The 22509-nt window shown below is 41.8% G+C and carries 22 protein-coding genes; 11 read left to right on the top strand and 11 right to left on the bottom strand.

What is annotated here, in order from left to right; translation table 11 throughout:
• Window positions 1-9: 9 nt before the first annotated feature.
• Both FNT16_RS20950 and FNT16_RS02025 read right to left on the bottom strand, forming a co-directional pair.
• Window positions 10-141, bottom strand: a complete 132-nt coding sequence (locus FNT16_RS20950) for a hypothetical protein (RefSeq protein ID WP_281281884.1) — start codon at window positions 139-141, stop codon at window positions 10-12.
• Window positions 119-826 (bottom strand): HAD family hydrolase, encoded by a 708-nt coding sequence (locus FNT16_RS02025; protein ID WP_143869987.1) that lies wholly within the window; start codon window positions 824-826, stop codon window positions 119-121. The genes FNT16_RS20950 and FNT16_RS02025 overlap by 23 nt, the downstream gene beginning before the upstream one ends.
• Before the next feature lie 441 nt (window positions 827-1267).
• Here FNT16_RS02025 and FNT16_RS02020 point away from each other — a divergent pair, with 441 nt between their 5' ends.
• Window positions 1268-2752: a glutamate-cysteine ligase family protein gene (locus tag FNT16_RS02020; RefSeq protein WP_143869986.1), complete on the top strand. Its 1485-nt coding sequence runs from the start codon at window positions 1268-1270 to the stop codon at window positions 2750-2752.
• A 19-nt stretch (window positions 2753-2771) separates the two neighbouring features.
• Window positions 2772-3392, top strand: coding sequence for a MarC family protein (locus tag FNT16_RS02015; RefSeq protein WP_143869985.1), 621 nt, complete (start codon window positions 2772-2774; stop codon window positions 3390-3392).
• A 48-nt stretch (window positions 3393-3440) separates the two neighbouring features.
• On the opposite strand, the gene FNT16_RS02010 is transcribed toward FNT16_RS02015, so the two are convergent.
• Complete coding sequence (locus FNT16_RS02010; protein ID WP_143869984.1) at window positions 3441-4214, bottom strand: substrate-binding periplasmic protein; 774 nt, start codon at window positions 4212-4214, stop codon at window positions 3441-3443.
• A gap of 272 nt (window positions 4215-4486) precedes the next feature.
• On the opposite strand from FNT16_RS02010, the gene FNT16_RS02005 reads away from it, so the two are divergent.
• The gene (locus tag FNT16_RS02005; protein WP_143869983.1) at window positions 4487-5506 is read left to right on the top strand and encodes a M14 family metallopeptidase; all 1020 of its coding nucleotides are present in this window, start codon (window positions 4487-4489) and stop codon (window positions 5504-5506) included.
• A gap of 65 nt (window positions 5507-5571) precedes the next feature.
• On the top strand, window positions 5572-6318 hold the full coding sequence (locus FNT16_RS02000; protein ID WP_143869982.1) for a 3-keto-disaccharide hydrolase: 747 nt from the start codon (window positions 5572-5574) through the stop codon (window positions 6316-6318).
• On the opposite strand, the gene FNT16_RS01995 is transcribed toward FNT16_RS02000, so the two are convergent.
• The 4 genes from FNT16_RS01995 to FNT16_RS01980 are packed head-to-tail and all read right to left on the bottom strand — an operon-like array spanning window position 6315 to window position 12445.
• Window positions 6315-7412 carry a Gfo/Idh/MocA family protein gene (locus FNT16_RS01995; RefSeq protein ID WP_143869981.1) on the bottom strand — a complete coding sequence of 366 codons (1098 nt, stop codon included), beginning with the start codon at window positions 7410-7412 and terminating at the stop codon, window positions 6315-6317. The genes FNT16_RS02000 and FNT16_RS01995 overlap by 4 nt on opposite strands.
• Window positions 7412-8788 (bottom strand): divalent metal cation transporter, encoded by a 1377-nt coding sequence (locus FNT16_RS01990; protein ID WP_143869980.1) that lies wholly within the window; start codon window positions 8786-8788, stop codon window positions 7412-7414. The genes FNT16_RS01995 and FNT16_RS01990 overlap by 1 nt, the downstream gene beginning before the upstream one ends.
• A 35-nt stretch (window positions 8789-8823) precedes the next feature.
• Entirely contained in the window at window positions 8824-9975 is a 1152-nt protein-coding gene (locus FNT16_RS01985; protein ID WP_143869979.1) for a Gfo/Idh/MocA family protein, read from the bottom strand.
• Between the two features lie 40 nt (window positions 9976-10015).
• Window positions 10016-12445, bottom strand: a complete 2430-nt coding sequence (locus FNT16_RS01980) for a PVC-type heme-binding CxxCH protein (protein WP_143869978.1) — start codon at window positions 12443-12445, stop codon at window positions 10016-10018.
• 211 nt (window positions 12446-12656) lie between these two features.
• Between FNT16_RS01980 and FNT16_RS01975 the strand changes: the two genes are divergently transcribed.
• A complete protein-coding gene (locus tag FNT16_RS01975; protein WP_143869977.1) occupies window positions 12657-13361 on the top strand; it encodes a FadR/GntR family transcriptional regulator in 705 nt (234 codons plus the stop codon).
• Window positions 13362-13372: 11 nt separating this feature from the next.
• Here FNT16_RS01975 and FNT16_RS01970 read toward each other — a convergent pair whose 3' ends face one another.
• The 3 genes from FNT16_RS01970 to FNT16_RS01960 are packed head-to-tail and all read right to left on the bottom strand — an operon-like array spanning window position 13373 to window position 15967.
• Window positions 13373-13807 (bottom strand): hypothetical protein, encoded by a 435-nt coding sequence (locus FNT16_RS01970; RefSeq protein ID WP_143869976.1) that lies wholly within the window; start codon window positions 13805-13807, stop codon window positions 13373-13375.
• The gene (locus tag FNT16_RS01965) at window positions 13807-14607 is read right to left on the bottom strand and encodes a nucleotidyltransferase family protein (RefSeq protein ID WP_143869975.1); all 801 of its coding nucleotides are present in this window, start codon (window positions 14605-14607) and stop codon (window positions 13807-13809) included. The genes FNT16_RS01970 and FNT16_RS01965 overlap by 1 nt, the downstream gene beginning before the upstream one ends.
• Window positions 14600-15967, bottom strand: a complete 1368-nt coding sequence (locus FNT16_RS01960) for a deoxyguanosinetriphosphate triphosphohydrolase family protein (protein ID WP_143869974.1) — start codon at window positions 15965-15967, stop codon at window positions 14600-14602. Before FNT16_RS01960 ends, FNT16_RS01965 begins: the two co-directional genes overlap by 8 nt.
• A gap of 174 nt (window positions 15968-16141) precedes the next feature.
• On the opposite strand from FNT16_RS01960, the gene FNT16_RS01955 reads away from it, so the two are divergent.
• From FNT16_RS01955 to FNT16_RS01945, 3 genes are all read left to right on the top strand, one after another.
• Window positions 16142-16678: a hypothetical protein gene (locus tag FNT16_RS01955; RefSeq protein WP_143869973.1), complete on the top strand. Its 537-nt coding sequence runs from the start codon at window positions 16142-16144 to the stop codon at window positions 16676-16678.
• A gap of 95 nt (window positions 16679-16773) precedes the next feature.
• Complete coding sequence (locus tag FNT16_RS01950) at window positions 16774-18174, top strand: DUF1800 domain-containing protein (protein ID WP_143869972.1); 1401 nt, start codon at window positions 16774-16776, stop codon at window positions 18172-18174.
• A 15-nt stretch (window positions 18175-18189) separates the two neighbouring features.
• The gene (locus FNT16_RS01945; RefSeq protein ID WP_143869971.1) at window positions 18190-19350 is read left to right on the top strand and encodes a DUF1501 domain-containing protein; all 1161 of its coding nucleotides are present in this window, start codon (window positions 18190-18192) and stop codon (window positions 19348-19350) included.
• 22 nt (window positions 19351-19372) lie between these two features.
• Here the strand turns inward: FNT16_RS01945 and smpB are convergent, their stop codons facing one another.
• Entirely contained in the window at window positions 19373-19855 is a 483-nt protein-coding gene (gene smpB / locus FNT16_RS01940; protein WP_143869970.1) for an SsrA-binding protein SmpB, read from the bottom strand.
• 199 nt (window positions 19856-20054) lie between these two features.
• On the opposite strand from smpB, the gene FNT16_RS01935 reads away from it, so the two are divergent.
• From FNT16_RS01935 to FNT16_RS01925, 3 genes are read left to right on the top strand one after another with little or no spacing between them, the layout of a single operon-like run.
• Window positions 20055-20495, top strand: a complete 441-nt coding sequence (locus FNT16_RS01935; protein WP_143869969.1) for a type II toxin-antitoxin system RatA family toxin — start codon at window positions 20055-20057, stop codon at window positions 20493-20495.
• Window positions 20492-20818: an RnfH family protein gene (locus tag FNT16_RS01930; RefSeq protein WP_143869968.1), complete on the top strand. Its 327-nt coding sequence runs from the start codon at window positions 20492-20494 to the stop codon at window positions 20816-20818. The genes FNT16_RS01935 and FNT16_RS01930 overlap by 4 nt, the downstream gene beginning before the upstream one ends.
• A 47-nt stretch (window positions 20819-20865) precedes the next feature.
• Complete coding sequence (locus FNT16_RS01925; protein WP_143869967.1) at window positions 20866-22431, top strand: SulP family inorganic anion transporter; 1566 nt, start codon at window positions 20866-20868, stop codon at window positions 22429-22431.
• Window positions 22432-22509: the final 78 nt, after the last annotated feature.

Below are 22509 nucleotides of genomic sequence, written 5' to 3'. Positions count from 1 at the left end.
TTGCTTTAATTAACGCTCTAAAACCGAAGCACAGGCTTTTTTCGGTAACTTATTCGCTAACTTAATCGGTAACTTATTCGTTAAGTTATATTGGTCGCTGAACAGGCTCAGCTTAATTTCAGATACTGATATTGTGTCCATATGATTTCTCCTGGATTGTAAATAAAGACGCGCACAACTGAGCAAACTGCGGCCAGTTGAATATTGTAAAATCTGCTTTTTGGGGCTGTTCTGCCGGTGAATTTTGTGCTTTTAAGTGTGCACCACCGCGATAGTTGACAACTTGCATATTGGCACTTAAGCCCGCTTGTATGCCTGCAGGGCTGTCTTCCAGTACAAGGCAGTGACTCGCTTCAACCGACATTTGCTTGGCGGCATGTAAAAATAAATCTGGTGCCGGTTTACCATTTTTAACTTCAGAGGCTGTAAAAACTCGGCCGCTAAAATGTGTCTCTAAGCCCACTAATTTCAATGCTTTGGCGGTGCGCTGCGGGCTGCTACTGGTTGCGATGCAGTAAGGTATATTTAGCTTTTCTAGCATTGCAGCAAAACCGGGTGTCGTTGTGAGTTGTTGTTCAAACTCAAGCAACAAAGCTTCGCGATAAACTTCTTCAAAGTGAGTGGGCAAAGCGATTGGAAAATATTCGGCTAAGTGTTTTTTTACCGTTGCAAAATTACAACCTAAAAAATGCTGCATGACATATGCACTATCAATAGAGATACCGATTTTTTGCAATTGGTTAACCAAAACATGCGCACTGATTATTTCGCTGTCTACGACAACACCATCACAATCAAAAATAACTAATTGGATATCTTTTTTCATACTGCCCTCTAAATTCGATGTGGGCATATGCCCTTAATGTGGTCATAATCTCAATTTGTTATTGTTTTGTCAATTTTTAATGTTTGTTTTTTGCGCTTCGTATCCTTTTTTTAACCAAAAAATCAAATAAGTTATTGAAAATAATGATTAAAAAAATTGTTATAAATGTTTAATTGACTGTTTTTATCTCATTTTATTTGTTTTATCGATAAGGCTATTTTGTCAAATTATTGTTTTATATGGTTTTTTAATTCTCTTAATATTTTTCTGGGTGTGATTTATTTGTTTTGTTATGAGCAAATGCTCGTTTTTTCGAGGTTCAGGTGGATAAAATACAACGAAATGTGAAACTGATTGGCGAGCTCACTCTCGTAAACTTGCAAAACAGACAAGCCTTGGCTAAATATTAAACTATCCGTGCAGACCAAGGTTGAGTAAGCAATGGGACAAAATATAGATAAGCAATGCTTTAGTCAGGCTGATTTTGTCCAATTTAAACAAAGATTGCATGAACAATTGGATGCACTTAAAAACATCATGGGGCAACCTAGCTTTGGGCAAGCGTCTTTGCAGTTGGGAGCTGAATTGGAATTATATCTGACAGATGATTCAGGTCATTGTCAGTTAAGTAATCAAGCCGTGCTGAGTAAGCTCAAAGACGCGGTTTTTCAACACGAAATAAATCAATACAATATTGAACTGAATGTTCCGCCGGTTGAGCTGGGGCTCAATGCCTTTAGCCAGTTAGCAAAGCAATTAAACAGCCGCCTTAATAAATTGAACCAGTGTTGTGCCAACTTAAACACACACGCGACGGCGATCGGCATTTTACCGACGCTCAGACCTCGTGACCTGCTAAAACAAAATATGACGGACCTAGAGCGCTACCATATATTAGTGGATCAGCTAAAAGTAAATCGTGGTGCGCCTTTTTTAATTGATATTCATGGTGAAGAAGAGGTGCACATGCAGGTGGAAGATGTCACGGCTGAAGGCGCCAATACATCTTTTCAGGTGCACATGATGGTGCCTCCGGGGGCATTTGTGCCTATTTATAATGCGGCCATGTTAAGTCAATCTTTGGTGACGGCGGCGTGCGGCAACTCGCCAGTGTTTTTAGGCAAAATCGTTTGGGATGAAACACGTATTGCGTTATTAAAACAAGTTTTGGATTGTCGCATGCGAGACAGTTTGGCGCGTCAGCTACCTGCGCGGGTAAATTTAGGGTTAGGCTGGCTAAAACAAAGTGCCTGGAGTTTATACGCAGAAGCGGTCGCTTTGTACCCTGTGTTGTTACCTTATTTATACCCTCAGCATCCAGCGGAAGGTTTGCCAGAGTTAGCTGAGCTAAATTTGCATATGGGAACAGTTTGGAATTGGCACAGGCCAGTTTACTGCAATCAAGGAACAGGCCATGTCAGAATTGAGTTTAGAGCACTGCCTGCAGGACCCACTGTTGAAGATATGGTAGCGAATGCAGCATACAGTATTGGATTAGCCTATGGGCTGAGTCAGCAAATGGAAGCATACGCAGCTATCATGCCTTTTGATATTGTCGACAATAATTTTTACCGAGCCGCGCAATATGGTTTAGATGCTTCAATTTATTGGCCGGATATTGATCATTACCACGTGACTTACCAGCCCATTCAACAAGTTGTATTAGCCTCTTTAGAGACAGCACAGGCCGGTTTAACTTTATTGGGCGTTTGTCAGCAAGAGATTCAACATTATCTGAATATTATTCAGCAACGTGTTGAAGATAAACTGACCGGTGCAAATTGGCAGAAAGCGGCATTGCATCATTTTGAGCAAAATCACCACAGGCATAACGCCTGCGCAGAAATGCTTAAACTTTACCAGCAGCAAAGTAAAAATGGTATTGTAGTGCATCAATGGGAGCGGCCCTGGGCTGCCCGCTTATAAATGCTAATTAGAGGAATCAATGGATAGTATCATTCATAAATTTGTCTTACTTTGGGCCGTTATCGATCCAATAGGCACTATCCCTGTTTTTATTGGTGTAACAGCTGCGATAAAAACCACAGCAGAAAAAAACAAAATTGCGATTAAAGCCGTTATTATAGCCAGTTTGGTACTGATTTTTTTTGTTGTGTTAGGCGAAATTTTACTGGATGCAATGGATATCCCTTTACCCGCTTTTCAAGTTGCCGGTGGGGTTGTGTTATTTCTATTTGCTTTAACAATGATTTTTGGTGACAGTAAACCAGAGCAAGAAGTCGGCATGATTGATAAAGCAGACAACGCTGCTGTTTTTCCGCTAGCAATCCCGTCGATTGCTTCACCCGGCGCGATGATGGCGGCGGTGTTATTAACTGACAATCATAGATATTCTTTACTCGACCAAACCATAACCACGGGGATCATTTTATTAATTTTACTTGTCACCTTATTATTAATGTTGGCCGCTAACCGCATTTCTAGTGTAATTGGTGATACTGGTGCTAATGTCATTAGCCGTGTTATGGGGTTGATACTATCGGCTGTTGCAATGAATGCGGTGATGTCAGGCTTACATCAATATTATAGTGTTTCGACCGGTTAAACACTGACTCATTTACTCATAAGAACCATTACCGTAAGGGGTTAGCGATTAGCGACAAGAATAGGAAGCCTGACTATGTTCAGGCTCAACTAGGTTGCCAGAGCTTATGCAATCATAATATTCTGTGGTGAGTCGTTGGATTTGCTTTGTAGCTGTCATCTTTTCTAAAACGCTTTTGATTTTCGGGATTAAGTCAGCCTGTTTTTTATGTAAAAAATGATAAATCGGGACTCGGTTTTCAGTGTCTATGTAACTGGTTATTCGGTTTGAATGGTATTGACTTAGTGCAATTTCGCCCATTGACCTGTCAAGGGCAATGATATCGATTCTTTTTCGCTCTAGTAACAATAATAACTGTCTTGTATTTTGTGTTTCAATGGCATCAGCCTGTCGTGTTAAATTTTCAATGTACTTGCCGCCTCGGATCCGTCCCACTTTTAACTTATTTACCTGCTCGATAGAGGAATAAGTAAAGTTAAGCTCCTTTAACGTAATGTACATAACCTCCAAATCAGCTATTTTAACAGGCACTATTTGTAAATTGGGGTATTGCTGCAGTATTAGCTTAACGCGCCCTAGCTCTCCATCTAAGCGGCCGGAATTGGACATATATAAGGCTCTAGGAGAAGGATAATATTTGACTTTGATTTTGATACCCAGCTCAGCATAAGCCTGAGAAAGGATATTGTAACCCAATAAGGTGAGCGGGTGCCCTTGCCAGGAGGCGAGTTCTAGCGTTTTTTCGGCGGGCGCTGCGTAGCTTGGCACATTGCATATTAATATAAAAATATAGGCTAATAATTTAAGCCAGTTTTTTAACATGGTTTATCAGTACCAAGGGTTCAGGAATTGAATATAAGTTTAGTTGTTTTTGCAGAATAAAACAGCAATTTGCGATTGATAAACCCTCAACAAACTTGCTTTTATAGATTCATTTGACTAAACATTAAGCAATCACACTTTAAATTGCGCTTTACATCACACGTTAATTTAAGTGTGCTGATATTCAAGCCAAAATGCAGATGTTAATCGTTGTTAGCAAGTGGAAATAACACCTGACGCTAGGGCACATAGTGATAAAAAATGGGGGTAGCATGGCTATAAAACTGGCAAAAATTCACTATGTTCATATCGACCGGACGCAATTGCCCGATGATCCTGAACAATGGCTGGTGAGTTTACAAAGTGGGGTTGTGATTGACGTAGAAGGTCAAGATACAAACCGTACGCGTGTTGTTTCTGTGCTGGTGCATGGCAATGAGCCATCCGGTTTTTATGCGGTGCATCGTTGGCTAAAAGGCAACGAAACCCCCATTTGTAACGTTCGGTTTATTATTTCAGCGGTCGAAGCGGCGCAGCAACCGCCTTATTTTACAACCCGCTATTTAAACGACATTCACGATTTAAACCGCTGCTTTTCTCTTAAAGTAGAAGATCAAGCAGTTAAGCTGCGCGCTGCTTCTATCCTGCAGGCTATTTCAGAAGTGCACCCAGAAGCTGTGATTGATATGCACAATACCTCTGGTTCTAGCCCCGCTTTTTGTGTAACAACGCGAATTGAAATGCCTTATCAAGCGTTGGCTTCTTTTTTCTGCCAAAGTGTAATTTATACAAGATTGCAGTTAGGCTCGTTAATGGAGCAAGACTTTGGCTGCCCGATTGTTACTGTTGAGTGTGGTGGATCGCAGGATCAGTTAGCACATGAAATGGCTTATCAGGGGTTACATGAGTTTTTACAGGCTGAAAACTTGTTTGCGGGTCATCACTATAAATTGGTCGATATCATTGAACACCCGCTGCGTTTAGAAATTGATAAAAATATTAAACTGGTGTTTGCTGAGCATAAAGATGAATCTGCTGATGTCACTCTAGTGTCGGATATCGAGCAGCATAATATGGGTAAAACCCGCGCAGATTGTTTTTTGGGCTGGAGCAAATTGGGTATCGAACCTTTTACAGTACGCAATGAAGCGGGTGAAGTTCAATCGGACAATATTTTGTACTGTCAGGATGGCAAGCTATATACAGCACATTCACTGCGTATTTTTATGGCAACCAGTAACCGGCGGATTGCACAAAATGACTGTTTGTTTTATGCCTTTTGTACGGAATGAGCTTGCGTAAAGACAGTTAGGATTGCATAATTGGTCAGGCCGATTATATGGGGGTTAGACCAAATATGAAAAAAATAGCAATATCCGTCACTTTTGCCTTGTTAACCGCATGTGCAAATACGACGCCTGAAAATACGAATAACAATCAAGCGAATAATCAAAATAGCGGTACATCTTCAACCGCACAGCCATATCAAGTACTCAGCCAATCTTTAGAAAACTGGCAAAACATATATGAATATGGTGACGCCAAGTTAGTTGGTGATGAAATGCACCTTATCTCATCGGGTAACTGGTTTTATCTGAGCAAGAAAAAATACAAGGATTTTATTCTAGAAGCACAGGTTAAATTGCCAGATGTTAAAGAATATTCCAATTCAGGCATTTTGTTTCGTGCGCAAACCCGGGTAAAAGGGGATTATCAAGTGGCGTATGGCTATCAGGCCGAAGTAGATCCAAGCCCACGTAAATGGAGTGGTGGTTTATATGATCAAGGTCGTCGCCAGTGGTTAAATCCGCTGCATGATAAACGCTCTTTTCCAGATTCAGACTTTAAACAAAATTTATCGCCAGTTTGGACAGACGAAAAAGCCAATGCATATAAAGCCAATGACTGGAATCAATACCGTATCGAATGTCGTGGTAATGAGATTAAAATATTCTTAAATGGTGTTTTAACCACCCATGTAATTGATACTAAAGATACCGAAGGCTACATTGGTATTCAGCACCATGGCAGCCATAGTTACAAGAAAACGGGTGATCGTACAAACATCATTCGATTTAAAGATATCCGCATCAGTGAGCTTTAAAGCTCACTGTCTGCCATTTGTTGTGCCAGCATACTGAGCTCTGCCGCTTTAAAGGTATGGGCTTGTGACATTGCCGTTTCAGTGCGGTTGATACAATCCATAATTAACTGACCAAAATAGGGGAAGCTAGATTGGCCATAACAATCAATTTCCTGCTCTTGTGTACCATCGGTAATGAAAAGTTTAGAAGCAGGGGCTTGTCTGGCTACATCATTATATTTCCGTATTTCAATGTTGCCTTGTGTACCAATAATAAAACTGCGACCGTCGCCCCAAGTGGCTTGGCCTTCTGGCGTAAACCAATCTACTCGGGTGTAAAACGAAGTGCCATTTTCACCTGTCATGGATATTTCGCCAAAATCTTCTAAACCCGCTTTATCTGGATTATTTAAGTTACTTGCTCGGGCAAAATTGATTTTTGCATTCTGTTCACCAGCGTATGTTAAAAACTGTTCAACCTGATGCGAACCGATATCGGTTAATATGCCGCCGTATTGTTGTTTATCAAAAAACCAATCCGGGCGGTTTGCTTTAGCCAGTCGATGTGGCGCTAAGTTGATGACCTGTAGTACCCGCCCGATTGCGCCTTGTTTAATTAATTCGCCGGCTTGCCAAGCGGCTTCGTTATGTAATCTTTCAGCATAATAGACAGCGTAAATTTGCTTGCTGTGCGCTGTGACTGCTTTCACCTGAGCCAATTGTTCGAGTGTGGTAAAAGGTGATTTGTCGGTAAAATAGTCTTTACCGGCTTGCATCACCTGAATGCCAATATCAGCGCGTAAATGTGGGATCGCAGCTGCTGCAACTAACTGGGTTTTATCATCCGTTAAGATTTGCTCAAAACTGTCAGCAACGATTGCAGCTGGGTATTTTTCGCAGTAGGCTTTTACTTTGTTGGGATCCGGATCGTACACATAACGTAAGGTTGCGCCGGCTTGCAGTAGTCCGTTTGTCTGGCCGTGAATATGGCCATGATCTAAAAATGCGACTGAAAAATAAAATTCGTTTGGTCCAACAACTTTTACCGACTGGCCAACAGGCGCATAGTTAGCGCCATCTTTTATATTAGGTGTTATATTAGGTTCAGTTGTCATTATAAATAACCCATTTTAACTAAAGTGGAATAGGTCACACTGCACATTACTGTGATAATGCACAATGCCATGGCGATATTGAAAATCACTCTGCGGCTACCTTGCGGGGTTGCATCGCCCAAATAAGATTTTTTGTTGTTTAGAATGGCCCAGCCTATATACGCTATGGGTAATAAAAATCCACAAATTGCAGAGGTGGGCAATACCACATAAGCGCCCATGCTCGACCAAACAAAAACCCCTAAAATAGCCGGCGTAGGAGCCAGCAATGCCCATTTATATTTTCGACTAGACTCAGACCAATTAAACATCGCCGCCGCTGCGGAGCCGCAGCACAACATATGCATGACCAAAGAACCAACCGCCATGCCCAATATACCAAAAGCAAAAATTAAGCGGCTGGTGACTTCATCTAAACCGGCTGACATAAACATAGTACCAGCTTGGGTTGGGCTGAGTTTTCCCTGAATATCCATATCCGAGCCATAAAACGCCCCCGCTGCCGCGATTGAAATTAAGCCAGTAACCAGAATATAAGGGATGACTAAGCCTAACCCGATATCGTATCGGGATAATTCGCTATGGCGTGCATCCCATTTTTTATACAGCAGGGTATAGCCATAAATAAAGGTCATATTAATACCCACAGCACTGCCAAGTGCAGCCATCACCACGGTGACACCTTGTGCATCGGACGGAAATGAAGATGGAATATAGCCGGCTAATACCGCAGCCCAGTCAATTTTTCCATTTAATGAAGCGGAAATCACAACCCAAGCAAAGGCAACCACTATCATACTGCTTAATAATTTTATGCCGGTTTCAAAAACATTGACTGCTTTGCCATGATCGCCATAACGCCATGCGGTAAAAGCGCAGCCGGCCCAGACGACAATGGCCAAAACCAGCAAATAAAGATCGCGTGTTAGGGTATTTTCTTCATCAACCGAAAAGCCAGACGTCACTAATATAATTTCTTCTAGCATACCGGCACTGAGCGGGTAGTGGGCAAATCCCCAAATAATACTGGAAGCAAATGCGGCGATCGCCCAACCCCAAGCAAGGGCAGGGTTAACGTGCTTTTTCATTGCTTCAAAGGGTTTTATTTGGGTATTTAAAGTTTGGTGAGACAATGCAAATAACATAATACAGCCAATGATCATCGCGACCGGCTGTACCCATAATAATTCATAACCAAATAATGCACCTATCGTCAGTGAGGTGACCGCACTCCCACCGCCCAGCGTCATTGCACCTTGCAACCAGCCTGGACCGCTTAATTTAAGGTAAGTAGGTACTCGCTTATACCATGCTTTAGCAGCTAAGCTTTGTAGCAGTTCTATATTTTGTTGCGTGTTAGCATCAGATTGCGACATTTGTTGTAGCTTCCTTAATCAATTTGCTGTTTGCATTAACGATACGATTTTGCCATATCTATATTGGCTTCAATGTCGGCTTTTTGCCTTAATGTAGAAGCGCCTACTTTTTTATGCAGTTCTGCTTGATACCGTGTTCTGTCAAGAGGCAGCTCTACCGCTTGGTGTTGCCAGCTTGAAAGCAACATAGCGTTGGCGATATCCAGTGAGGCAAGTCCTTCTGTGGCAGGTGTCATTAATGCTTCATCAAATAATATCGATTGCACAAAATTGTTCATAATAATCGCATGCTGATTGACTTGTTCATTTGGCGTTATGTCCGTCACCGTGACCTCGGGCATACCAAACATGTCATGCGTTGACTGGCAATATTCGCGGGTGCTGTGCGAATTAATTTTTTGAATTAACTGGCCACCATCAAAATGTAAGCTGCCTTTATCACCAATAATATCAAATCGATTGACGCCCGGTGCTTCACCGGTTGATGCAACAAAAATTCCGGTCGCATTGTTGGCATATTTAAAGTAAGCACTCACTTCATCTTCTACTTCAATATTGTGGTATTTACCAAATTCACAAAAAGCTGTGATTTGTTTTGGCAGGCCACAAACCCACTGAAAAATATCTAGGTTGTGAATGCATTGATTCAGCAGTGCACCACCCCCTTCGCCTTTCCAAGTTGCTCGCCAGTCACTGACCTGAAAATAAACTTCTGGCCGAAACCAGTTAGTCATTGTCCAATGTGTTCGCGTGATTTCACCCAAACGGCCAGCGTCGATGATGTGTTTAATTTTGCGGTAGGCTGGATCAGTGCGCTGATTTAACATAACGGCAAAGCGGGTTTGCGGCTTTGCACTGGCAATCAATTTTTCGCCTTCGTAAGAAGATAAACCGATTGGTTTTTCCAGCATCACATGCACACCTTTTTGCAGCGCATACTGAGCAATTTCAAAGTGCGACATTGTTGGCGTAGCGATTAATACAGCATCTACTTCAGTTGAATCGATAAGCGCTTGGTAACAGCTAAAATGCTGCGCGCCTAACTTATCTGCCAAATCAGATTTGTTACGCGAACACAGTGCCGTAATTTTACAATGTGTAACCTCACCGGATTGTATATTCTGGATGTGCTGTTGGGCGATATTACCTAGCCCAATCACACCCAGTTTTATCATATTGTTTTGCATTTATATTCCCTGCCAGTCTTATTATTGTGTTGTGTACTTTTTATTTAAATTTGGCGGATAAAGTTTCCGCGGTATAAGGTATCGTCTGCGTTTTCGTTTCAGCGCGCATTTTTTTAATGTCGTCTGCTTTTACCGCTTGTGCCTGATTATCCCAAGCGTTACGAATATAGGTCGCAATATCGGCTAAATCCTGATCTGAAATCTGGTTGTTACCCGCCAAACCTGGCATGACCATAGGGGAGTTGTACGCTTGACCATTCACTTCAATAGGTCCGCTTAAGCCGTGTAATAAAATAGCGGCCAGTTTATCTTTTGATTTGGTCACCCATTCACTGTTATTTAAAGGTGGCACAATTGCGCTACCTTCGCCGTTGGCACCGTGACAACCAAAACAAGCCGCTTTGCCTTCATACAGGTTTTTACCTCGGCCAAAGCTCAATAATGATTCACCGCTAAGTGTTTTTTTGTGCTTTTTGTTAGGATCAATATTCATCACCAAGGTGATTTTTTCTTTGTTAGCTGTGCTGATGTTTTTCCCTTCGGCGGCTAAATAAGCTTTTTCAGCATGTGCCAATGCCGCAAAGGTGAAGTGATTGACACCATATTTATTGATTAAGGTGGTTAACGCAGGCCAAGCTTTATGCGTGCCGATAGCAAGCGAAAGTGCCTGCGCTGCTTCTGCATTTGTATTTTCTGCTTGTTGCTGTAACCAGTCTTGCAGTGTCGCGCTGGTATTTAATTGTTCAGCAAGGCGATAAACCGAGCGCTGCACTTTGGCATTTTTGTTCAGTGCTGCAGTTTGCAGTATATTTAACTCAACAACACCTAATCCTTCTAACGTCCACAAGGCTTTTATTTGTGCGAGATGGTTCGGATGCGATGTCGCCATTTTACGCAGTTCAGGGAGTACACTTTTATCCTGTTTCATCACCAACAAATGCTGCGCCGTATCTCTGTGCCAGCCATTGTCATGTGCTAAAAAAGGCACGAGTTCGATGGCAGATAATTTATCTAAATACTGAACTTTAGGTATTGCAGATGATTTGTGTTTGATGCGGTATAAACGACCAACATGCTTGCTGCGCTCTAAGTCACGCATTTTTATTTGGTCGTGCAGATAGCTTGTTAAAAAAGTTCTGTGTTGAATAATACCGTGATAAAAGTCGACTAAAGTCACTGTACCATCCGGTGCATTATATGCGTTTACCGGTCTGAATCTTTCATCGGTCGAGGCGAGAATTTCTTGTTTATCAAACAGGTTTTCGCCCGTGAGCAAACCATTTTGCTCTTCTATACGCGTTGCTTTAACTAAATTACCGGCAGGCTCAGAAACTAACCCAATACCGTAATACTCGCCCGGGAACTGATTGCCGCGATAAATAAGTGGACCACAGGCCGCCGTGTGAGCTTTTAGCCTAAATTCATCATCGTACATACCGCGGTTGTAGCCTCGGTTTAAACCGGGTGTAACACGTATAGGATAAACATCTGTTGTTCCCACATTTTGGTTGAGCACGTCTTTAGGGAATTTATATCTGGGGTTGCGGTTTGCAACATCCGGGATAAAAGATGAGGTTAAAATAGGGCTGGAGTTATGATTAAAATAATGTCTGCCGTAGTCATCCTGAGCTAAACCCCATTGGCCTCGATATTCAGTATGGGCTTTTGCAAATTTCCAGAATGGGTTGCGGTAAATCTCGGTCGCGCCTTCGGGTAATTTTGCATCCAATGGGTAAGGGCGGTATTTAACGGATGATTTTGCATTGTAATACCAGTTATCTAAACTGAATAATAAACCATTGGGTTTGTGTTCTAAATTCCCCCCTTTGGCATATTCAGCGTCAACAACTTCTGTTTTAACGGCACTGATTTTTCCGTTGTGGTCTGCTATTTGTGTAAAGTACAAAGATTCATGATCGGCCCACAAGATACCTTCCTGCACAAATGCGAGCGCTCTGGGCAGAAGTAATTTTTCAATAATCACCTGACGGTCGTCCATTTTTCCGTCTTGGTTAGTATCTGTCAGTACGACAATCTGGCTTTCATGCTGCATTTCACCGTTTGCTTGTGCATCCGGCATAAAAGTGGTCATTTCTAATGCCCAGATGCGTCCGGCGGCGTCGTATTGAATGACAACCGGATCATATATCAGCGGACTATCGGCAATTAACTCTAATTCAAATTCTGGATGCACTTTAAACGATGCTAATGCTTGTTCGCTATCTAAAATAGGGGCTTGTGGAATCATATCGCGCGGCACCACTTCGGTCATTACATGGCCTTCACGATCTCCCGGGTTCGCTTTTTCGCTTTTTGTTTGGGTCGCTTTTACTTGTTTGTCTACCGCATTCTCAGGCGCATTGTCTGCGGCTTGATTAGCACAACCGGTAAACGCAAGAATAAGGCTGAGCGAGATAAGACTTTGATTAACTATTTTTGTGTTTATTTTTCTGTTTGTTTTTTTAGGCATGGGAATTTCAACTATACTCTAATTATTGGCCTGACCAAATTAGTATATTGGAATAAAGTAGCTTAGGTCAAATGTTAACAAGTAAAAAGAAAACAGGTTTATTCGGCTTTGGAAGCGAAATTTAATTGGTCAGGCCTTTTGACTTAAGTATTTAAATATCACACGGCTTTCGGCATAATATGCGCACTTAATCAGGAGCTGTAACTCAAACATGTTAAATGTTGAAAATGAATCTAAAAGATTATATCTGCAAATAGCAGGTAAATTGGCTGAATTGGTCGAGCAGGGTGAAGTGGCGGTCGGTCAGCGCTTCCCCGCCGAGCGTGAATTAGCGGCGCGTTATCAGGTGAGCCGTTCAACCATTCGCGAAGCAATGATTGCACTGGAAGTCAGTAAGCTCGTTGAAATTCGCTCTGGCTCAGGCATATACGCATTAGCGCCAAGTAAAGGGTTAGAGTCGCTCCAGTTAACCGACGATTTACCCGGCCCTTTTGAAATTATCGAAACCCGACAAATCATTGAAGTTGAAGCGGCAGGTTTGGCCGCTGAAAGAATCAGCAACGCAGAGTTGCATCAGCTGAAAAACCTGTTGCTGACGATGGAAGAAGCGACAAAAAATGGTGATGTTGCCAAAGCTGAACAAATTGATCACTTGTTTCACCTGACAATTGTCAAAGCAACCCGCAATAATGCATTAATTCCGATGTACGAATGGCTTTGGAGTGCACGGGAAACGTCCGCTGTGAATAAACAATTTCACCATAAACTCAGAGATAAAGTTGCAGATGCGGTGATCAGCGAGCATAAAGCTATGGTTGATGCGTTAATGCAGCGCGATGCTGAAAAAGCGAAAGCAGTGACGCAAATACATTTAAAAGCCGTTGAAAAACGTTTAGCGACCAGCAGCTTTGTATAAAATATTGGTTTTTATTTTCCAGCATTATGACTTTGCGCGCACAGCAGGGGTAATTCATTAATAATGTGGGTGCAGTTACCGTTTTTAACTTTTGCTTTGCGACAGGTTGAAACCGACCAGCTTACTTTGGCTAGATAATCATGTGCGTCTGGCATTTTTTCACAGACTTGTGGATTTTTTTCGGCTTGCTGAAAGCAGGTTACCAGATAATTTTTTAAGGTCAGTGTGCAATTACTGTCACGACAGCTTTCACTTTGTTCAATGACTTTATGTAAGCATTGTAGCTGGTTATGTGATTTTGCAAATTCACTGGCGTTGGCAATGGCTTGTTGATTGGCTTTTTTTAGGAGCGGTTCGTTTTCCTGCCAATAAAAATAAAATGAGAAGAAGGTCAGGGCAGCAAACAACAAAGCCAGAAAAGTTAATAAATATCGAGTCTTGGGCATTATAAAGTCAATTCCAAATTGGTTTTTGAAAGCGAATTGTAGAGTAAATCCTGTTTACCCGGATGAAGCTCCGTGGGTGAAGTTAACCAGTTTAACAGTTTTTCTTGCGTTATTTGATTTAAATATATTTGCGGGTTATGTGACTGCTCGTATGCTTGTAATTTTGCAAAATCTAATTGCTTTAAGCTGTTATATAAAAACTGCTGTAAATCAGCGGTAATGTAAATTACAGGTTTGCTTAAAATACAACGTAAAATACGTGAAATTGCGCCCATTGGGTTGGGATTTTCTGCTAACTGTAAATCCAATACACCACTTTGCATTTGCTTAAAATAATCGCTTGAGACAATGAGTTGATGTTGCGCTAAATCATAGATCGCCGCATCCCAGTTTAATATGGTGGTTTGCAGCAAGCTGGAGACAGAATCAAATTCAATTTTATTGGCTTTAAAAGCCCAAGTATCTTCAAGTGGCCAAATATCTAACCACCACTTGTCACAAAACAGCCGGTAGCCACCAAATTTGTTTTGTTTCACTTTAAACTCAGTGCTGAGCTGTTGTATGACACTGGCTAGTTTTTGTGGTGGGCAATCAACGACAAAATCTAAATCGCCATAAAAATCACGAATGCCTTGCAGGGCAATATCGCGCACCGCCCCGCCAAATAAATATACAGGCCCCAACAATAACAAACGCTGACAAATCGCATTTACTTGTGCACGTCCGGGGTTGTGGTGCAGTTGTAAAAAACGTTGCAGACGTTTTTTTAAGATATTTGGGTTAGCCGCAACTTTAGCCATTTAGCGCTTTTAATTCGTCATGAAGATAAATCAGGTAGCTGTCTGTCATACCCGAGACAGCATCCGCCAACAACTGAGCTTTGCGGTAGTTTTCACTCATTTCAGAATCTTGATAGATACGACGATAGTTCTCAGAAATACGATTAAAAGCATATTGGCTAAACAAACCTTCGCCCGCAATACCTTGCCACAGCATATCCATAATACCGGATATGTAATTATTGCCGCGTAATTCGAGCTCTAACACAGATTTATGACGATAGCCGTGAATATAATCAAATTCTCGCATTGCTTTGCAAAAGTCGGCGGCTTTTGAATGTTCTAACAAATTATAATTGGCTTTACTTGCACCTTGCATAATGTCTTTAATATCGGCTACTAATGTTTCTAAAATAGCCGAAACCATGGCACTTATGGCGTAAACTCTAAACATTTGCATGGAAACATCATTTAATTCTTTCGGGCTGAGGCCGGCATTTTTAAACTCTTTATTTTTAGCTTTAGCACCATTTAACACGCTTAATGTAACATCATCGTCCGGGTTCATGTGGGTGAGGTGATCAACAATATCTGAAAACGAAGCAATGTCTTTTTTAACAATATCTTCAGCGTCTAAAATGGTATAAGCAATGTCATCACAAGCTTCCATGATGTAGGTAAACGGATGACGGATCCCTTGAGATAATCCGGTTTGTTGCCAGACATCTTCGATAATTTGTTGTTCAGATAAAAAGTAACCTGCTTTTTTCCAGCCAAGCCCTTTGGCTTCTATGCTGGAAACTGGGTATTTGATCATTGATGCTAATGTGGCATAGGTTAAATTCAGTCCGTAAGAGTCATTTAAAATTTGCAATCGTGTGACCAGTCTAAAGGTTTGTGCATTACCGTCAAAGTTGATGAAATCGCGACTATCAATATGATTTTTGCTGCCGAATACTTTTTCTTCATTATGGCGAAACCAGTTTTGGATAGCCTTTTCACCCTGATGCCCAAATGGCGGATTGCCTAAATCATGCGCTAAACCGATTGCGGCCAGTAAGGCCGGAACACAGCGCTCAAGGTTAGGATCAGAATCATCACCAAAAATCTCTCGTCGGTAATCAAAAGCCAGCCGTATGCCAATGCTACGTGCCAAGCTGGATACTTCATGTGAATGTGTTAAGCGATTGCGTACGCTATCGTTGCGCTCAAGCGGGAAAACTTGCGTTTTATCTCCCATACGGCGGGTGGGTGTGGCAAACAATATGCGGTCATAGTCACGTTCGAGTTCTATACGACCATTTGCCGACAATACTGTGCTGCCAAGACCGTGTTTATCTTTTCTGCGCTGTCCGTTTAATAACTGATTCCAATTCAACATGTATGTCTACCATAAGCTGCAAGATAACGCTTAGCTTACTGTCTGATTTAGAAAACTGTCAAAAGAAAGTTAAGTTAACAGGCAATATTTCAGCTCTGTTTTATAATATGAAAAGTGTGCATCACAAAATTTTATTATCTTTCTTTATTTGGGTTTCACAAAATAGGGTTCTTTATGGCTAAGGAAACAAGCAAGCAGGGAGCATCACTTTGTTACAAAGCGGAAACTGCGCGATTATTATCATTGTCAGTTGCACAAATTTATTTAGGTTTAACCGATGGCGATTCATCGGTTGATTCTTTGATTCAGTCTTTTAAGGCATTGGCCGAGTGCAACCAGCAATTAGCGGATAAAAGCAGTAGCCAACCGGCTGAAAAACTGACCAATGTCATGGCTGAACATATTGATAATGCAATTGTTGCCTTTCAGTTTTACGACAGATTGTGCCAGCGCCTTCAACATGTCTCAACTGGCTTATCTGACTTGGGCGATTTGTTAGAGAGTCGCGATAAAATAGATAATCCAGAACACTGGGCGTTACTGCGAGAAAAAATAAAACAACAATATAGCATTGCTGATGAACATCAGTTATTTGAACAGATAATGCAAGGCGCCTCAGTTGAAGAAGCGATTGTTGATTTAAACAATGCAGAGTGCAAAAAATCAGCGAGTACGCAGCAAAATCCAGATGATGACATTACGTTATTTTAAAATGTAAATTAATTGTAATTTGTATAGGTGATTTGCTAAAAAAAATTATACTGCCAATAAATTCGTTTCGTAATCACGAGCGCGCGGTGAGGTATATGGTGGTTCAATATTCAGCAGAAATAGCACTTAATCGTTTTGCATTAGGGGCAAAACCACAGCAAATTTCAGTGGTTCAAAAAGATCCACGAGCTTGGTTGTATCAACAATTAAAACCTTTGCATTTTTCGAGCGTGGTAGGTGAAAGTTCAGCCAGTTGGACTTCAGAGCAAGCTTTGCAAGCGACCTACCAATACAGAGTCGCCAATCAAAAAAGTAAAGCGGCCAATACAAACCAAAGTGCAACAAAAAACACTGAGCAAAACCCGATGATGTCGCAAGATATCGATGCACTTCGAAAGCAGATTAACCAGTCTTCGCTGCAGCTTGCCGCCGACACCTTTCACTATGCAATTGAAACTGATATGGGCTTTCAAGCCCGGTTATTAGATTTTTTTTCGAATCACTTCAGTGTCACCATGAGCGGCAATGTGATGCGTGCGATTGCGCCCACATTAGAACGTGAAGCGATCGCACCGCATATTGCCGGTAAATTTGAAGATTTGTTATTGGCCGTTGAACAGCATCCAGCAATGCTGATTTATTTAAATAATGAACGCTCGGTCGGGCCCAATTCAAAATTTGCACGCAAACGCAAAAACAAAGGGTTAAATGAGAATTTAGCGCGCGAAATACTCGAACTCCATACATTAGGCGTAAATGGCGGTTATCAGCAAAACGATGTGAAAGCGCTGGCAAAAGCGATTACAGGGTGGAGCGTAGGTCACCCTAAATATAAACAGGCGGGTAAGTTTATTTTTAGAATTGAGCAACATGAACCCGGCACACGTACCATTTTAGCGAAAAGGTATGCGCAATCAGATGTGACACAAGGCGAAGCAATTTTACGAGATTTGGCTGTTCACCCAGCGACAGCGCAACATATCAGTTTTAAACTGGCCAGACATTTTATTGCAGACCAGCCAGCGCCAAAGTTGGTGGATGATATGACTAAAGTCTGGTTAACCACAGGTGGCGATTTAAAAGCGGTTTTAAGCTGTTTAATTGACCATCCGTTGAGCTGGCAAACTCAACCGCAGAAATTTAAAACACCAAGAGAATTTGCCATATCAGCTTATCGCGCAACCGGCGTTAAATTCAGCAATAATCGCCGCGCCTTAGAGGTATTAAAAGTTTTAGGGCAATTCCCTTTTGCGGCAGGATCGCCTGCAGGTTACGGTGATGTTGCATCTGCATGGGACGGTTCAGAAGCTTTTATGGCGCGCATTGAATGGAGTGAACATATCAGTGCCCGCGTTAAAAAAATGCCACTTGAAATTGCACAAGCTTGTTTGGGAGAACAATTAACTGAGCGCACCGCAACTTATATAAAACGCGCTGAAAGCCGTCAACAAGCCTGCGCATTATTATTAATGAGCCCTGAATTTCAGCGCCGATAACCGGGAGTCAGTAAAATGCAAAAAAGAGATTTTATAAAAAGTGCAGCTGCCGGTTGGGTCTTGTTTAATAGTCCGTTATCCGTGGCAGCAAATTCGCTTTCAATGGAAGAGGCTACTGATCAATCGCTTGCTGACCGTAAGTTGGTTTGGGTTGTTTTGCGCGGCGCGATGGATTCTTTGCATGCGGTTATCCCAACATTTGATCCCGATTTAAAAACACACAGGCAAGCATTGATAACCCCATTGGAAGCGCATTGGCATCGCTTGGAAAGTGGATATGCGCTGCATCCAGCATTAGAAAATTTACATCAATGGTATAAAAATAAACAAATGTCGGCCGTTGTTGCGGTGGCATCACCTTATCGTTCGCGTTCACACTTTGATGGACAGGATTTATTAGAATGCGGACTAAATTCGATTGATTATGATAACGGTTGGTTAGCACGTGCGATGACCGCCCGTAATACCGAAAGTGTCGCAATTGCCCGCTCTGTTCCTATTTCATTGATGGGACAGGGAAAAACCCATACTTGGTATCCCTCTAATTTACCCGATGCAGAGCAAGACTTATTCAGTCGTTTAGCTGGATTGTATGAAGATGATGCAGAATTTGCGCAAAAACTGGCACAAGGGCTTGAAACCCGACAAATGATGTCGATGGATAAAGTTAAAGGCCGTAATCCTAAATTTGCACAGTTGGCCGCGAGTTGTGGATCGTTATTGTCAAACAACTCAAAAGCGCAATGCGCAATGTTAGAAATGGGCGGCTGGGATACTCACAATAATCAGGTAGGGCGGTTAAATCGTCAATTTAAAGAGCTTGATGAAGGACTCGCTGAATTAAAAAACACGCTGGGCAAAAGTTGGCAAAATACCATAGTCGTAATAGCCACCGAATTTGGCAGAACTGTTAAGGTAAATGGGACGGGCGGAACAGATCATGGTACGGCCAGCGCTTTATTTTTAGCGGGCGGTGCGTTAAATGGCGGGCAGGTACTGGGCCAATGGCCAGGATTAGCACCTGAAAATTTATATGAAGGTCGTGATTTACAGCCAACCAGCGACATTAGGCAATGGATAGCGGGCATTTTGCATCAACATTGGAATTTATCGGCAGATGCAATTGCTTCTGTTTTCCCCAATGTGCAAATTAAAACACAAAGACTTGTGCCATAAATAAAGCGAATTTAACACAGCGCTAGCGCGCGCTGTGTTTCATCATACGTTCTTTTTGTCTGGCCCAGTCTTTGTCTTTAATATCATCACGTTTATCGTGAGATTTTTTACCCTTCGCCAAGTGAATGGCTAATTTAACCCAGCATTTTTTCCAGTACATAGACGTTGCAACGATTGAATAACCCTCACGATCGCGTGCGCCGATCAGCCTGTCTATTTCACGCTTTTTAAGCAATAACTTGCGAGAGCGCTCCGGATCAGCCACAACATGCGTAGACGCTGAATTAAGCGGCGTAATACGTGTGCCTAATACAAAAGCTTCGCCGTCTTTTATAAAAACATAACTGTCTGCAATGTTTACCTTGCCTTGGCGAATACTTTTAACTTCCCAGCCTTGTAATTCAAGTCCAGCTTCTATCTTATCTTCAAGAAAGTACTCGTGTTTGGCTTTTTTATTTAAAGCAATCGTATTACTACTTGTGCTTTTCTTTTTACCTTTTGCCATTTAAATTCATATGCCTCGACGCTGGAGATTTAACCTGCCTATTATACGCATGCCACTGAAAATTGCATGTGCCAGTTTAGCTTTAACCAATAATTTATCTAACTATCATATTAATGTGGCGTTAATGACCGATAATTCAACCTGCTTAAAATCGGTTTTTATGCTAGTATGCGCGCTCGAATTTTTTAGGGAGTTCGGGATGCCAAAAATTCATCGTCATGCATTAGTGATGCATAGTGCGAAAGAGATGTACGACTTGGTTAATGATGTAGAACATTACCCTGAGTTTGTACCAGATTGTATTGCGGTTAAATTATTGAGCCGCAGCGACAACGAGCTTAAAGCTTCGTTACAAATAGGTAAAGCAGGTATAGGAAAGTGGTTTACCACACACAATACCATGCAGGAAAATCATTCAGTAAAAATTGATCTAATAGATGGGCCTTTTAAAAAGCTGGTGGGTTTGTGGCAGTTTCAGGAATTAGATGAAGCTGCATGTAAAGTAGTTTTAGATTTGGAATTTGAGTTTTCCTCAAAACTCATAGAAATGGCGTTTGGTTCTGTGTTTAACCATATGGCTAATCAAATGGTTAAAGCATTTACAGACAGGGCAGCCAAAGTATATCGGACAAGGTTATGAACGATCATTTGTTGAAAATAGAAGTGGCGTACGCATTGCCAACTGAACAAAGTTTGCTCACTGTGCATGTTGAAAAAGGCACGGATATTCAAACCTGTATCGAAAAGTCCGGCATATTGCAAAAACATGCGGATATTGATCTCAGCCAAAACAAGGTGGGAATTTGGAGCCGAACCCGAAAATTGTCAGATCAAGTTCAGGATGGAGATCGCATTGAAATTTATCGTCCGTTAATTGCCGATCCAAAAGAAGTCAGACGTAAACGAGCAGAAAAAGCCAAAGAAGAAGGGCGCGCCAATAAAATTACTGGCGGTCGTGCTTAATCGTCAATTCAAAACGTTTTTATTTATATTTAATAAAGAGTAGGTAGATGTTTAATTTAATTAATTCAAATCAGAACAATGTCAAAAATGACGTGCTGTCTGGTATTACAGTAGCGCTTGCTCTGGTACCTGAAGCGGTTGCTTTTGCGTTTGTTGCTGGCGTTGAACCTATGGTGGGTTTATACGCAGCCTTTATGATGGGTTTGTTAACCTCTATATTTGGTGGACGACCGGGCATGATTTCCGGTGCAACCGGTGCAACCGCCGTTGTTATGGTCGGTTTAGTGGCGGTGTACGGGGTAGAATATTTGTTCGCCGCTGTTCTGTTAGCCGGTTTACTGCAAATATTGGCGGGTGTTACCAAACTGGGTAAATTTATTCGCATGGTGCCACATCCAGTGATGCTCGGTTTTGTAAATGGTTTAGCTATCGTGATATTTTTAGCGCAGCTGAGTCAGTTTAAAACCCCGGATGCATTAGGGCAGTGGAATTGGATTCAGGGTGAAAGTTTATACTTAATGTTGGCTTTGGTCGCACTGACCATGGCGATCACCCACTTTTTGCCTAAATTAACCACAGCGATTCCTTCTGGCTTAGTGGCCATTGTGGTTGTCACCGGGCTGGTGATTGGTTTGGAATTAGACACCCGTACTGTAATTGATTTCGTCCGTGAAATGTTACCGGCTGATCAAGCTGCGGATGCTTCATTAAAAGGTGAACTACCGACATTCTCTATCCCAATGGTGCCATTTACTTGGGAAACGTTAGTGATTATCTTTCCAACGGCGGTCGTGATTGCAGCTATTGGTTTAATTGAGTCTTTATTAACCTTAACCTTGATTGATGAAATTACCGGTACGCGTGGTCAAGGTAACCGCGAATGTATTGGTCAGGGTATTGCCAACACCACAAACGGCTTTTTTGGTGGTATGGGTGGTTGTGCCATGATTGGGCAAAGTATGATAAACATCAACTCAGGCGGACGCGGCAGATTATCAGGTATTACCGCCGCACTTGTTTTACTGGGTTTTATTTTGTTTGCTGCCGAATTAATAGAAATGATCCCACTGGCAGCTTTAGTTGGCATTATGTTTATGGTGGTATTGGGCACGTTTGAATGGTCGTCATTTAGAATTATGAACAAAATACCCGTTACCGATGCGTTTATTATTGTCTTGGTATCGGGTGTCACCGTGGCGTATGATTTAGCGCTGGCTGTTGTTGTGGGTGTAATTGTTTCTGCTTTAGTCTTTGCTTGGAAACATGCTAAACATATTCATGCTAAAACTTATATCGATGAAAAGGGTTGGAAAGTTTACGAGATCCAAGGCCCAGTATTTTTTGCATCTGTTGCCAGTTTTAAAGAACTGTTTACACCCGAAGAAGACCCAGATGAAATTGTTATCGAGTTCCAACGTTCACGTGTGAGCGATCATTCAGGTATTGAAGCATTAGACGGTTTAACCGATAAATATGAAGCACTGGGTAAAAAAGTTCATTTACGTCATTTAAGCGCAGAATGTCGAAAACTGTTAAAAAGAGCAGATGATATATGCGAGGTGAATATCGTAGAAGATCCCGATTATCATGTCGCAACCGATAAACTAGGTTAATCAGCTAAACGCCTAAAGTGAATGGATTTTATTAATCCCCGGTTTGCAATTTGCACCGGGGATTTTTTATATAGGCCC

Source organism: Catenovulum sediminis (assembly GCF_007289895.1).
Classification (GTDB): Bacteria; Pseudomonadota; Gammaproteobacteria; order Enterobacterales; family Alteromonadaceae; genus Catenovulum; species Catenovulum sediminis.
The sequence above is the reverse complement of the archived record's forward strand: the minus strand, read 5'-3'. Positions and strand labels throughout refer to the sequence as shown.